Genomic DNA, 13597 nt, shown 5'->3' on the forward strand with positions numbered 1-13597 from the left:
CCCCACGAATCACGAGGAACCCATGAGAAAGATCTTTCTGGCCTGCCCCTACAGCCATGCCGATCCGGCGGTGACGCACGAGCGGTTTCTCGCCAGCAACGAAGTCGCGGGATACATCGTCGAATCCGGCCATGCGGTGTTCAGCCAGGTGTCGATGTCGCATCCCGTCAACCTGACTTTCACCGGAAAGGACAACACGGCGATCGGCACGATGTGGGGGCCCGTCGACCGGGTGTTCATGGACGCGATGGAGGAGCTGATCATCCTCGACCTCCCCGGATGGGACCAGAGTTCCGGCATCACACGCGAGATCGAGTTCTTCGAGAGCCGGGACAGGCGGGTGAGCCTGTGGTCCGAGGCCTCCGCCGAGTTCGTCGCACCCGACAGTTCCGCGGTCCGCTGACAGTCGTCCAACTCCGCATGCCGGCCGGTCGTTTCCGTGGGACGGTGGACGGGTAGCCGACCGGTGCGGCGGAGCAGACGAGATGACGACGGAGGACCATGAACCCCGAGATCCATCACGAGCCCAGCGAGATCAGCTACGACGAGCAGTTCTACCCGGCGCGCCCTCGGCCGTTGAAACCGTCGGTCCGCCGTGCGACCAGGGTCGATGCACAGACGGGTGAGCCCGTGCCGGACAACCCGAACTATGTGGAGTGGCTGATCAATCAGTCGATCCTGCACGATGCGAAGTTGATCGCGGAGCAGCTGTCCGGCAAGGGCAGCATGTGGCAGAACCCGTATGCCGACCCGAATCCGCGCGCAGCGGTGGAGCGGGGATCGGTGTGGTTCACGGCGTACCCGATTTCGATCATCACGGCACCGGGTGCGAGTTTTCTGAGTTCGCTCGGCGACGAGTCGTTGTGGCAGGCCTTCTCCGAGATCGGGGTGACGGCGGTGCACACGGGGCCGGTGAAGCAGGCCGGCGGGATCAACGGGTGGCGGGCCACGCCGTCGGTGGACGGCCATTTCGATCGCATCAGCATGCAGATCGACTCGGCCTTCGGGACCGAGGAGGAGTTCCGCAAGCTCTGCGTCGTCGCCGCAGCGTACGACGGCATCGTCATCGACGACATCGTCCCCGGTCACACCGGCAAGGGCGCCGACTTCCGGCTCGCCGAGATGGCGTACGCCGACTACCCCGGCATCTACCACATGGTGGAGATCGAACAACAGGATTGGCACCTGCTTCCCCGCGTGCCGGAAGGCCGGGACTCGGTCAACATCGACGCCGACACCGAGGCTCAGCTCGCCCGGGCCGGGTACATCATCGGTCAACTCCAGCGCGTCATCTTCTACGAACTCGGTGTCAAGGAAACCAACTGGAGTGTGACCCCCGTGGTGAAGGGGGTGGACGGCATCGAGCGCAGGTGGGTGTACCTGCACTATTTCAAGGCCGGGCAGCCCTCCATCAATTGGCTGGATCCGTCGTTCGCGGGCATGCGGCTCGTCATCGGGGATGCCTGCCACTCCATCGCGGACCTCGGTGCGGGCGCGCTTCGACTGGACGCCAACGGATTTCTCGGGGTCGAACGCCGGACCGAAGGACTGCCCGGGTGGTCGGAAGGGCATCCACTGTCGGAGGCGGCCAATCACCTCATCGCCAGCATCGTGCGGAAGATGGGGGGATTCACGTTCCAGGAACTGAACCTCACCATCGACGACATCAAGGCGATGGGCACCACCGGAGCCGACCTGTCCTACGACTTCATCAATCGTCCCGCCTACCATCACGCCCTCGTCATGGGGAACACCGAATTTCTCCGGCTCACCATGAACCTCGCCCGCGATCACGGTGTCGACGCCGCGTCGCTCGTCCATGCCCTGCAGAACCACGACGAGCTGACGTTCGAACTGGTCCACTTCGCGACGCTGCACAAGGACGACGAGTTCACGTACGGCGGTGAGTCGGTCACAGGGTCCGATCTCGGCGATCGCATCCGTAAGGATCTGTGCGAGCGGCTCACCGGACGCTGGGCCCCGTACAACCGCACGTTCACGACCAATGGGATCGCCTGCACGACCGCCAGCGTCATCACCGCGGCGCTCGGCATCCGCGACCTCGACAGGATGGATGCCGCCGACATCGACACCGTCAAGCAGGCGCATCTGCTCCTGGCGATGTTCAACGCGCTCCAGCCCGGTGTCTTCGCCCTGTCTGGCTGGGATCTGTGCGGGCTGCTTCCCGTGCCGTCCGAGGACGTCGCCGACCTTCTCGCCGAAGGGGACACCCGCTGGATCAACCGCGGCGCGCACGACCTGATGGGGGTCAATCCCGATGCCGCCCGGTCGGAGTCCGGCATCCCCCGGGGCACCAGCCTGTACGGGAGTCTCCCGGTGCAACTGCAGGATCCGGCGTCCTTCGCTCGCGGTCTCGCCCGCATCATCGACATCCGAAACCGGTTCGGCATCGCCACCGCGGTCCAACTCGACGTGCCCACCGTGTCGCACAAGGGGCTGCTCGTCATGGTCCACGAACTGGCGGATTCGAGTCTCGAAGTCACGGTTCTCAACTTCACGTCCGAGGAGATCGCCGCGACCGTGCAGTCCCAGTTCCTGCCGGCCGGATCGCCCGCGGTCAACCTGTTCACCGACGAACAGATCGGCACCGTCGACGAACTCCACAGCTTCCCGATCTCCCTCGCGCCGTACGAGGGTGTCCCCGTCGTCGTGAGGGCGGGCAGGACCGACGACGCGGGCTGAGAACGGGCACGATTCGGGCTCCTTGTTGCCCTGGAGCTCGACCTCGGCGAAGACTGAACTCATGGCCCGCACACAGAGCGACGCCGAGTTCCACCAGCTACGGACTCCACGGGCCGCGGCCGTCGCCGGTGTCGTCTTCGGTGTCCTGTTCGCCTCCAGCATCGTCCTGCTGCGGAGCGCGCTGCCCGGCGAAGCCGCTACCCCGTGGTTACGCCACCAGACGCAGATCACGGCGGCCCTGATACTCGCACCCTTCGCGGGCATCGCGTTCCTGTGGTTCATCGGCGTCATCCGCGACCGGCTCGGGAACCTCGAAGACCGATTCTTCTCGACCGTCTTCGTCGGCAGTGGGCTGCTGTTTCTCGCCATGACGTTCGTGTCGACGGCAATCGCCGGCGGGCTCCTCGCCGTCTCCCGGCTCACCAACGTTCCGCAGAACGACCTCGTCTTCTTCGGGCGCGAAGTGATGTTGCATGTGAACAACGTCTACGGGGTTCGCATGGCCGGGGTGTTCATGATCTCGCTGGGAACCATCTGGCTGCGCACCGGACTGATGCCGCGATGGCTGGCCGTCGCCACCTACCTGCTGGCACTCGCCCTGCTCGTGGTCGTCAGTTTCAGTCTGTGGGTGACGCTGGTCTTCCCGGCGTGGGTGACGGTGATCAGCGCGTACATCCTCACCGTGGATCGACCGCCGTCGAGTCCCCCGGACTGACCGCTCTTCTCGGGCGCGAGGTTCTCACCCGGTACGGGTGATGTGGCGCGGGGGCGCCGCGAGCAACGTCAGGACTGCGATTCCCCCGATGATGCGAGGAGAGACAGATGACGGACGCGAAACCCAACATCCTGGTCATTTGGGGCGACGACATCGGTATCACCAATCTCAGCTGCTACAGCGACGGGCTGATGGGGTACCGGACACCGAACATCGACCGTCTCGCCGACGAGGGCATGAGGTTCACCGACTCCTACGGTGAGCAGAGTTGCACGGCCGGCCGCGCGTCGTTCATCACGGGGCAGAGCGTGTACCGCACCGGCATGAGCAAGGTCGGAATCCCTGGAGTCGACGTCGGATTGTCGCCCGAGGACCCCACCATCGCCGAACTCCTCAAGCCCCTCGGATACGCCACCGGACAGTTCGGGAAGAACCATCTCGGCGATCTGAACAAGTATCTGCCGACCGCTCACGGATTCGACGAGTTCTTCGGCAACCTCTATCACCTCAACGCCGAGGAAGAACCCGAGCTCCCCGACTACCCGAGTGCACAGGACTATCCCAAACTGCACGAGGTGATGATGCCGCGCGGTGTCCTGCACTGCTGGGCCACCGAGGAGGACGCGGGCGAGGTCGATGAGCGGTACGGGCCGCTCGGGAAGCAGCGCATCGAGGACACCGGTCCGCTGAGCAAGAAGAGGATGGAGACCATCGACGACGAGACGGTGTCCGCGGCAATCGACTTCATCACGCGGCAGAAGGAAGCGGAGACACCGTTCTTCGTGTGGATGAACACCACGCACATGCACCTGCGGACCCACACGAAGCCGGAAAGCGTCGGTCAGGCCGGGCACTGGCAGTCGCCGTACCACGACACCATGATCGATCACGACAAGCACGTCGGCCAGCTGCTCGACGCGGTCGACGAGCTGGGTCTCGCCGAGAACACGATCGTCATCTACAGCACCGACAACGGTCCTCACGCGAACACCTGGCCGGACGGCGCGACCACCCCGTTCCGCAGTGAGAAGGACACCAACTGGGAGGGTGCGTTCCGCGTCCCCGAGGTGATCCGCTGGCCGGGCAAGATCCCCGCGGGCAGCGTGTCCAACGAGATCGTTCAGCACCATGATTGGCTTCCCACCTTCCTCGCCGCCGCGGGGGCACCCGAGGTCGTGGAGCAACTGAAGACCGGGCACACGATCGGCGAGAAGACGTTCAAGGTGCACATCGACGGCTACAACCTGCTCCCGTACCTCACCGGGGAGGTCGAGACGTCCCCGCGCCGGGGAATGGTCTACTTCTCCGACGACTGCGACGTGCTGGGCATCCGTTTCGACAATTGGAAGATCGTGTTCATGGAGCAGCGGGCGCAGGGCACCCTCGGGCTGTGGGCGGAGCCGTTCACCCAACTGCGGTTGCCGAAACTGTTCAACCTGCGCACCGACCCGTTCGAGCGTGCCGACATCACGTCGAACACCTACTGGGACTGGTTCCTCGACCACGACTACATCGCCATCTACGGGACATTCATCACGAGTCAATTCCTCGAGACGTTCAAAGAGTTCCCCCCGAGACAGGAGCCGGCGAGCTTCACGATCGACCACGCGGTGGCGAAGCTGCACGCCTTCCTGGCGAAGGACTGACCGCCGTGGGGGCCGGGCTGGGTGGTTCCTGGGCGGACGGATCGACGCGGTCCGCGATCGAGGACTTCGTCGGGCGGGTGACGACACGGGGACCGGACTTCGTCGAGCCCGCGGACCGGGTGGCCGTATTCGACAACGACGGCACACTCTGGTGCGAGAAGCCGATGCCCATCCAGCTCGACTTCACCATCCGGCGCTTCGCCGAGATGGCCGCGGGTGACCCCGACCTTCAGCAGACGCAACCGTGGAAGGCGGCCCACGAGCACGACCTTCAGTGGCTCGGTGCGGCGATGGTCAAGCACTATCGGGGCGACGACGGCGACCTGAAACTGTTGATGGGCGCAGTCACCGAGGCGTTCGATTCGATCACCGTCGAGAATTACGACGCGCGGGTCCGGTCCTTCTTCGACGACGCGGACCATCCGACACTCGACCGCCCGTATTCGGGCTGCGGATACGCGCCGATGGTCGAACTGCTGCGCTATCTCGAGGCGAACGGATTCACGATCTACATCGCGTCCGGTGGTGACCGGGACTTCATGCGCCCGGTCGCCGGACGGCTCTACGGGATCCCGCCGGAACGCGTCATCGGTAGTGCCCTCGGCCTCTCGTACCGTGAAGGGGCGGACACGAGCGACCTGCTCTACAAGGCCGCGATGGACTTCTTCGACGACGGGCCGGAGAAACCGGTCCGAATCTGGAGCCGGATCGGGCGACGGCCGATCCTGTCGGTCGGCAACTCCAACGGTGACCTGCCGATGCTCGCGTTCTCCGGGCTACCCGACCGCCCGGCGCTTCGGGTGCTGATCCTGCACGACGACGCCGATCGCGAATTCGACTATGTCGCCGGTGCGGAGCAGGCCCTCGAACACGCACGAGAAAAGAACTGGACCGTGGTAAGCATGAAGAACGATTGGACGAGCGTCTTCTCGCCGGCCGTCACCTGATCAGGCAGAAGGGAAGGCGTGTTGGATACCCAGACCGTCTCCGAAGTCCGGCACATCCCCGCTCAGACCTTCACGATGGGCTCGGATCGGCACTATCCGGAAGAAGGTCCGGCACATCGAGTCGCGATCGACGCCTTCGCCATCGAGGCCCACCAGGTCACCACCGCGCAGTACGCCGCGTTCGTCCGGGACACCGGTTATGTGACCGTCGCCGAGCGGCCGCTGGACGCCGCCGACTTCCCCGGCGCTCCCGCCGAGAACCTGCAACCGGGATCGATGGTGTTCACGCCCACTCGGGGCCCGGTCGATCTCCGTCACCTCAGTCAATGGTGGACCTGGACTGTCGGTGCGTCCTGGCGACATCCCACGGGACCCGCGTCGACGATCACCGGCCGCGAACAGCATCCCGTCGTCCACGTCGCCCACGAGGATGCGGCAGCGTACGCCCAGTGGGCGGGGCGCTCCCTCCCCACCGAGGCGCAATGGGAGGCCGCGGCGCGCGGCGGACTCGACCACGCCGAATTCACCTGGGGTGACGCCCCCGAGAGCGAATCCCCTCCGCTGGCGAACTACTGGCACGGGGAGTTCCCGTGGCGCGCGGACCCCGGGTACGGCACCACGACCGCCGTCGGTAGCTTTCCGCCCAACGAATACAGTCTGTTCGACATGGCGGGAAACGTGTGGGAATGGACCGCCGACTGGTTCTCGGTTCGCCACGCCGACACAGCGGAGTCGTGCTGCGCGCCACGCAATCCGCGTGGGCCCGGCATGTCGGAGAGCTTCGACCCCCGCCAACCCCAGTTCCGGGTGCCCCGGCGGGTGATCAAGGGCGGATCGTTCCTGTGCGCCGACAGCTACTGCCGGCGGTACCGGCCCGCCGCACGGCGGCCGCAGATGGTCGACACCGGGATGAGCCACATCGGATTCCGCTGCGTCACGGCCTTACCCGGATCAGATCAGGACCACCACAGCGAGTAGCGCGAGCACTGTGACGACGCTGGACGTGACGACCGCGGCGAACGTTGCCGGAGCGAATTCCCCGGATTCGATCTGCCGGCTGATGACCCGGTAGCGGACGGTGCCGTAGGCGGACACCAGTAGCCCCGCGCCGATCAGGATCAATCCGGCAGCCACGGCGTGGCCGCCGCGGTGCGGTGCGAACTTCGCGACCGCCACACCGAGTGCGGCGACACTGATACCGGTGCGATGCCAGGCGAGGTAGGTTCGCTCGTTGGCGAGATGGTCGCGCGCGGTGCTTCCCTCGTTCGGCTGCGTGGGGCCGAAGATGTTGCGGCTCATGCGCCGCTACCCAGGAAGCCGATCTCCGACAGGCGCGACTGGTACCCGGACTCGCCGCCGGACAGTCCCGAGATCCAGACCAGGACGCGGTCGGTGGGTGCGGGCGTCCGGGCCACGATCTGGGTGACCCCGTCGCCGAGCGTGGCGGCGCCGATCACCTGGGTGCGATCGATGGTCGGCCACGCGACGGGCACGGTCCGGATCTCGACCGTGGTGCCCGGTGTCGGGGAGTCGATCAAGACGGTCCGCAGATCGACGGGCCCGGGAAACGACACGATCAGACCCACTCCTCGCTTCGTCGCCGACAGTTGCTGCGGGTAGCGGTCGGTCGCCCAGGATGTCGCGGGGTTCGCGTCGACGGCGAGGGAGGCGGTGGCACCGTTGTCGGGGAAGCGCAGGGGGGAGTAGACGGCCGCGGATGACGGGGTGAGCGGTGTCTGAAGGGGGTCCGGAACCGGTGCGATCTGGCTGAGCATGCTGTCCGCGACGGCGGCCGGGGGAGCGTCCGACGAGGTGAATGTGGCGCCCGCCGCCCACCCGGCGGCGCCGAGCGCGACGACCAGGGCGAGTGCGCCGCTCAACGCGGGAAGTGGCGCGTTCGGCCGGGGGGCCCGGTTGGCGGGTGCCGGGCGGGCTCTCTTCGTGGTGGCAGCGAATGCGGATGCCGAGCGAGCCCGCGCGTCCGCCAAGATGCGGTCCAGGGCGTCGACGACCGCCTGCGCGGTGGCCATCCCGGGCCGTCGAGCGAGGGCGTTCATGGCCACGTCGGACAGACGTCGTGGAATCGCCGGCCGCACACGATGCGGCGGGACGACGGAACCGTCGCCACGCCTGCCGGCCGGGGGCAGTCCGGCTGCCAGGGTCGCGCCGGACGAGGACAGCGGCCACGTGCCGAGCAACAGGGCGTACAGCAGCGCCCCGAGTCCCGCGACGTCGTCGGCCGCGCTGCCGTCGGCGAGAGTGGCGGGGAAGGCGAGGACCGCGAGTCCTTCCCGGGAGATCCGCACCCGGTTGGGATGATCGAGTGAGATGCGGGCACCGTAATGGTGTGCGTCTGCGGTCGCGGCGGCGAGGTCCCGCACGGTACGAGCGGCATCCAGCGGCCGCGGAACCGTGCGCGCGACATCCGCGACACGCCACCCGGGCGTCCATTCCGCGACCACGGCGATCCGGTCACCGACCGCCGCGATGTCGTAGACCTGCGCGATCCGCCCCTCGTGGCTGAAGCTGGTTCCGGTGGTGTTCCGGCAGAACCGCACCACCGGATCCGGGAGTGGGTCGGTGGCGCGGACGTGCGCCGAGTCGACGAGGCTGAGCGAGACGTCCCGGCGCAGTTCGGTGTCGTGCGCGTGCCACCACTGCACCCAGTCGGGGCCGGCGAACCGGCCGAGGAGCCGGTATCGGGTGGCGACGAGCATGCCCGGGGCGAGCGAATCCGGGCCCTGCGGCGAAGGCGGCGGGACCCCGGACACCGGCGTCGCTGTCATCTACTCACCCGGCTCTCCCCGACCCGAAAAACCCTGTCAGGCAACTCTCACCCGGGCAGCAGCGCAGACGTTCGCGCCGCACCGGGCCTAGTGCTGATCATCCTCGGATGCGGCGCGAACCGTGTGCTTTTCGTTCGACCTAGCCGAGGACGTGCTCCGCGTATCGCGCGACCGCGAGTACGAGGTCGTCCGAGTGACGGGGGCCGATGACCTGCAGACCCACCGGCAGACCCGCAGCGGTGCGGCCTACCGGGATGCTGATCGCCGGCTGCTGCGTCAGGTTGAACGGGTAGGTGAACGGGGTCCACTGCGGCCAGCTGGTGAAGTCGCTGCCCGGCGGGACGTCGTAACCTGCCTCGAAAGCCGGAATCGGGACGGTGGGTGTGAGCAGGACGTTGTGCGTCAGGTGGAATTTGCCCATCGTGATGCCGATGTCCGCGGCGACCGCGCGGGCGTCGAGATAGTCGACCGCGCTGAACTTCTCGCCCCGCTCCCAGATCTTGCCGAGCCCCGGGTCGACCTTGTCGCGCGCACCCTCCGGGAAGTTCTTCAACATGGCCGCGGCCCCGGACGCCCACAGCAGCTCGAAGGCCTCGATCGGATCGCTGAAGCCGGGGTCGGCGGCGGTGACCGGCAGACCCGCGGCGTCGAGGGCCTGCACGGCGCGGTCGACGATCGCCCGGACCTCCGGATCGACGGTCACATAGCCGAGTGTGGGGGAGTACGCGATGCCGAGTCCGACCACGTCGCGGCCGATCTCGCCGCGGAAGGTGGTCGGGAACGGGGCGAGCGACGTCGGGTCGCGCGGGTCGGGCAGCGACAGGATGTCCATCAGCAGTGCCGCATCCTCGACCGTGCGGGTGAGGGGGCCGGCATGCGCCAGCGGCCCGAACGGGCTCGCCGGGAACAGGGGGATGCGACCGTGGGTGGGTTTGAAACCGACGACACCGCAGAATGAGGCGGGGATGCGCACACTGCCGCCGCCGTCGGTGCCGACGGAGCAGGGACCGAGCCCCGCCGCGACCGCCGCGGCACTGCCGCCCGAAGATCCGCCGGCCGTCTTGGTCGGGTCGGCCGGGTTGCGGGTGATCCCGCACAGGGCGCTGTCGGTTACGGCCTTCCACGCGATCTCGGGGGTCGTGGTCTTGCCGAGGAACACCATCCCGTCTTCGCGGAGCCGGGCGGCCACGGGACTGTCGACATTCCACGGCTGGTCCTCGTCGACGGCCTGTGATCCCCGGAGCGTCGGCCAGCCGTCGGTGAGGAAGATGTCCTTGATCGAGATCGGAACGCCGTCGAGTAGTCCCTTGGAGTAGCCGGTGTTCCAGCGCTCCTCGGACTTCCGGGCCTGCTCGAGCGCCCGCTCCTCGTCGACGAGGCAGTAGGAATTGATGGTGCGGTCACGCTCGGTGATGGCGTCGAGCATCGCCTGCGTCGCTTCCACCGGCGAAAGTTCTCCGGACGAGTAGGCCGTGACCAGTTCGACGGCGGTCATGTCGGTGGGATTCATGAGAACTCCTTCAGCCTGGACGTTCGGGCCCTGTCTTCATCGGCTCGGTACGTACCCGAGGTGCTTGTCAACTACGTTCTCGAGCGGGTACCCCGCAACCCAGCGTTCGAAATTGTCGGTGAACACGGTAACGAGGTCATCTCGCCAGCCGGCGAAGTCGCCCGAATTGTGGGGTGTGATCGAGACGTTCGGCATGTCCCAGAGTGGATGGCCGGCGGGGAGCGGTTCCGTGTCGAACACGTCGAGCGCGGCGCCCGTGATCGTCCCCGCCCGGAGCGCGGTGACGAGGTCGTCGGTGCGGACGAGCTCACCGCGTCCGACGTTGACGAACCGGGCGCCCGGCTTCATCGCGGCGAACGTCGAGTCGCGGAACATGTGGCGGGTCTGATCGGTGAGCGGTGCCACCGCGATCACGTAGTCGGCGACGGCGAGCTGCTCCGGGAGATCTTCCGTTGCGGTGACCGACCCGAAGTCGGGATCGGCGTTGCGTGCGGTGCGACCCGACCCGCTGACCTCCATCCCCGCCGCGCGGAGAAGCCGGGCGATCGCGCGGCCGATGGGACCGGTGCCGACGATCAGGGCGGTGCGGCCCGCGATCCGCTCGGATTCCCGGTGCTGCCAGGTGTGGGACTGCTGCAGGCGGAGCGAGCCCGGCAGATCCTTCGCGAACGAGAGCACCTGGGCGAGCACGTACTCGGCGATCGCCCCGTCGAACACGCCCCGTGAGTTGGTGATCGTGACGTCGCTGTCGCGGGCCTCGGGGAACATGACGGGATCGACGCCGGCCGCCGCGATGTGCAGCCACTGCAGGGAGCCGGCGGCGTGCCAGGCTCCGGGCACCGCGTCGGTGAGGAAGTCGTAGAGGAACAGCACGTCCGCGCCGTCGAGGGCATCGCTCAGCCCCGCCTTGCCGGTGTAGCGAACTTCGGCACGGGACGCGACGGGTGCCATGAGTTCGTCGCTCGGCAGGACGTGGGCATGTAGCACCGCGACGATCGGATTCCGACTCACGTTGACACCGTATGAGTAACTCGTATGATTGTCAACAATCTGATAATGCTCGGGCGCGGCCGAAACGAAGGTGAGGCCTGGTGTTGGAACTGAACATTCCCGAATTCGAGGGGCCTATCGCGCAACGGGGAATCGGCATCATCGCCCCGTTCGACCTGGCGCTCGAACGAGAACTGTGGCGATGGGCTCCCCTCGAGGTGAGCCTCCATCTGGCGCGCACGCCGTACGAACCCGTGCCCGTCAGTCTGGAGATGGCCGAACTCGTGTCCGAGCGAAGACACCTCATGGCGGCGACGCGCGACGTCCTGCACGTCGAGCCCGAGGTCGTGGCCTATCTGTGCACGTCGGGAAGCTTCATCAAGGGTCTCGAATACGAGCGAACCCTGTGCGACGCGATCTGCGAGGCAGGCGCCCAGCACGCGATCACCACGTCCGGCGCGCTGGTCGAGGCGATCGAACACCTCGAGCTGAGCAGGCTGTCGGTGATCACGCCGTACGACGCCCCGCTCACCGAACGGCTGCACACCTTCCTGAACGAGGCAGGCACCGAGGTGGTTCGCTCCGATCACCTCGGGCTCGGCGGCGGCATCTGGAAGGTCAACTACCGCACGATCGCCGAGCGGATCATCGCCGCGGACGACCCCAGGTCGGAGGCGATCTTCGTCAGCTGTACGAATCTGCCGACCTACGACGTCATCGCCCCGCTCGAGCAGGAACTCGGCAAACCGGTGCTCACCGCCAACCAGCTCACGATCTGGGCCTGTCTCGGCCGGATGAAACTCCCCATGACGGGCCCCGGCAAGTGGCTCCGCAACGTCTTCTGACATCACCCCTCACGACACGGAAAGAGGAGAACGCATGACGAGCACGCCGACCCCCACTGTGGGATTCATCTACCCCGATCACGCCGCCGAGGACGACTACCCGTTCGCCGCGGAGATGCTCGGAGTGGATCTGCCGGTCGTGCACATCTACGGCACCGACCTGCACGCCGTGCCCGAACTGCTCGACCTCGGGAGCCCCGAGAAGCTCGCAGGCGGGGCCGCGCTCCTCGCCGAGACGAAGCCGGACGCCGTCGTGTGGGCGTGCACCTCGGGCAGCTTCGTCTACGGCCCCGACGGGGCGAAGCAGCAGGCAGAGACGCTCGCCGCGGCCACCGGTGTACCCACGTCCAGCACCAGTTTCGCGTTCGTCCACGCCCTGCACGCGCTGGGGATCACCCGCGTCGCGGTGGCCGCCAGCTACCCGGAGGACGTCGCGAAGCTGTTCGTCGAGTTCCTCGCCGCCGCCGGCATCGAGGTGCTGTCGATGTCGAGTGCGGGAATCGACACCGCGGCCGAGGTCGGTCTCCTCAGTCCGGAATCCGTGGTGGAACTCGCAGTGGAGAACGACCACCCGGACGCCGAAGCCCTGCTCATCCCCGACACGGCCATGAGGACGCTGGGTGCGCTGAGTACTCTCGAGCAGCGCCTCGGCAAGCCGGTCCTCACGGCAAACCAGGTGACCATCTGGGAAGGCCTGCGTCTTGCGGGCCACACGGCGGTGAACCCGTCGTTAGGAACCTTGTTCGAGAAAGGCCACAGTCATGGCTCTGACTGACCTGGAACCCGTCAGTCGTCAATCGACTGCCGAATTCATCGCGGACCGCCTGCGGGTCGCCATCATGAAGGGTGCGCTCGAACCCGGTGCACAGCTGGGCGAGGCGGAACTGGCCGCGCATTTCCAGGTCTCGCGCGGCCCCCTGCGCGAAGCCATGCAGAGGCTCGTGTCCGAGGGCATACTGCACAGCATCCGTCATCGCGGGATTTTCGTGACGGAGCTGACCCTCGACGACGTCGTCGACGTGTACCGCAGCCGCTCGGTCATCGAGCGCGGGGCGCTCGAAATGATTCTCGACGACGGCCGCCGGGAAGCCACCTACGTGGCGCTCGAACCCACCGTGCTCGTGATGCTGGCCGCGGCCGAGCGCGGCGACGCCGCCGCCGTCTCGGACGCCGACCAGCAGTTCCATCAGATCCTGGTGGAGAGTTCGGAGAGCCCCCGGCTCATTCGGGCGGCGCGGACACTGCTGATCGAGACCCGGATGTGCCTGGGTGCGTTGCAGACCACCTACGACGACATCCGCGAGCAGGCGCAGGAACACGCGACCCTGCGCGAGGCGATCCGGTCGGGTACAGCTGGAGAGGTGCAGAAACTGCTCGCCGAACACCTGGACGACGCCGTCCAGCGGCTCCGCGCCGATCAGAAGACTCTGTCGTCGTAGCGACGGAGAAGTAGAG

Annotated in this window: 13 protein-coding genes; 9 read left to right on the plus strand and 4 right to left on the minus strand. The window is 67.0% G+C overall.

Features of this window, described 5'->3' with window-relative positions:
* Nucleotides 1-22: 22 nt before the first annotated feature.
* The 6 genes from CJ177_RS25405 to CJ177_RS25430 all read left to right on the plus strand — a co-directional run bounded on the left by CJ177_RS25405 (nucleotide 23) and on the right by CJ177_RS25430 (nucleotide 6989).
* A complete protein-coding gene (locus CJ177_RS25405; protein ID WP_061042341.1) occupies nucleotides 23-403 on the plus strand; it encodes a DUF1937 family protein in 381 nt (126 codons plus the stop codon).
* A gap of 98 nt (nucleotides 404-501) precedes the next feature.
* A complete protein-coding gene (gene treS, locus CJ177_RS25410) occupies nucleotides 502-2703 on the plus strand; it encodes a maltose alpha-D-glucosyltransferase (RefSeq protein WP_061697745.1) in 2202 nt (733 codons plus the stop codon).
* 61 nt (nucleotides 2704-2764) lie between these two features.
* On the plus strand, nucleotides 2765-3418 hold the full coding sequence (locus tag CJ177_RS25415; RefSeq protein WP_025431786.1) for a hypothetical protein: 654 nt from the start codon (nucleotides 2765-2767) through the stop codon (nucleotides 3416-3418).
* A gap of 107 nt (nucleotides 3419-3525) precedes the next feature.
* On the plus strand, nucleotides 3526-5064 hold the full coding sequence (locus CJ177_RS25420; protein WP_005244719.1) for an arylsulfatase: 1539 nt from the start codon (nucleotides 3526-3528) through the stop codon (nucleotides 5062-5064).
* Between the two features lie 5 nt (nucleotides 5065-5069).
* On the plus strand, nucleotides 5070-6011 hold the full coding sequence (locus tag CJ177_RS25425) for an HAD family phosphatase (protein ID WP_061042338.1): 942 nt from the start codon (nucleotides 5070-5072) through the stop codon (nucleotides 6009-6011).
* A 75-nt stretch (nucleotides 6012-6086) separates the two neighbouring features.
* On the plus strand, nucleotides 6087-6989 hold the full coding sequence (locus CJ177_RS25430) for a formylglycine-generating enzyme family protein (RefSeq protein WP_257014726.1): 903 nt from the start codon (nucleotides 6087-6089) through the stop codon (nucleotides 6987-6989).
* Here CJ177_RS25430 and CJ177_RS25435 read toward each other — a convergent pair.
* From CJ177_RS25435 to CJ177_RS25450, 4 genes are all read right to left on the minus strand, one after another.
* Entirely contained in the window at nucleotides 6963-7310 is a 348-nt protein-coding gene (locus tag CJ177_RS25435) for a YidH family protein (protein ID WP_005244716.1), read from the minus strand. The two genes, CJ177_RS25430 and CJ177_RS25435, sit on opposite strands and share 27 nt — an antisense overlap.
* Complete coding sequence (locus CJ177_RS25440; protein ID WP_095868920.1) at nucleotides 7307-8797, minus strand: protein kinase family protein; 1491 nt, start codon at nucleotides 8795-8797, stop codon at nucleotides 7307-7309. The genes CJ177_RS25435 and CJ177_RS25440 overlap by 4 nt, the downstream gene beginning before the upstream one ends.
* Nucleotides 8798-8936: 139 nt before the next feature.
* Nucleotides 8937-10307 (minus strand): amidase, encoded by a 1371-nt coding sequence (locus CJ177_RS25445; RefSeq protein WP_005244713.1) that lies wholly within the window; start codon nucleotides 10305-10307, stop codon nucleotides 8937-8939.
* Between the two features lie 36 nt (nucleotides 10308-10343).
* Complete coding sequence (locus CJ177_RS25450; RefSeq protein ID WP_095868921.1) at nucleotides 10344-11318, minus strand: D-2-hydroxyacid dehydrogenase; 975 nt, start codon at nucleotides 11316-11318, stop codon at nucleotides 10344-10346.
* Nucleotides 11319-11398: 80 nt separating this feature from the next.
* Here CJ177_RS25450 and CJ177_RS25455 point away from each other — a divergent pair, with 80 nt between their 5' ends.
* Genes CJ177_RS25455 through CJ177_RS25465 form a run of 3 tightly spaced genes read left to right on the plus strand, consistent with a single transcriptional unit; the run spans nucleotide 11399 to nucleotide 13581 of the window.
* Nucleotides 11399-12142, plus strand: a complete 744-nt coding sequence (locus CJ177_RS25455; protein WP_025431791.1) for an Asp/Glu/hydantoin racemase — start codon at nucleotides 11399-11401, stop codon at nucleotides 12140-12142.
* A 34-nt stretch (nucleotides 12143-12176) separates the two neighbouring features.
* Nucleotides 12177-12917, plus strand: a complete 741-nt coding sequence (locus tag CJ177_RS25460; RefSeq protein ID WP_005244710.1) for a hypothetical protein — start codon at nucleotides 12177-12179, stop codon at nucleotides 12915-12917.
* Nucleotides 12904-13581 carry a GntR family transcriptional regulator gene (locus CJ177_RS25465; RefSeq protein ID WP_025431792.1) on the plus strand — a complete coding sequence of 226 codons (678 nt, stop codon included), beginning with the start codon at nucleotides 12904-12906 and terminating at the stop codon, nucleotides 13579-13581. Before CJ177_RS25460 ends, CJ177_RS25465 begins: the two co-directional genes overlap by 14 nt.
* Nucleotides 13582-13597: the final 16 nt, after the last annotated feature.

It is taken from the genome of Rhodococcus sp. ACPA1, assembly GCF_002300195.1.
In the GTDB taxonomy this organism is placed as follows: Bacteria; Actinomycetota; Actinomycetes; order Mycobacteriales; family Mycobacteriaceae; genus Rhodococcus_F; species Rhodococcus_F opacus.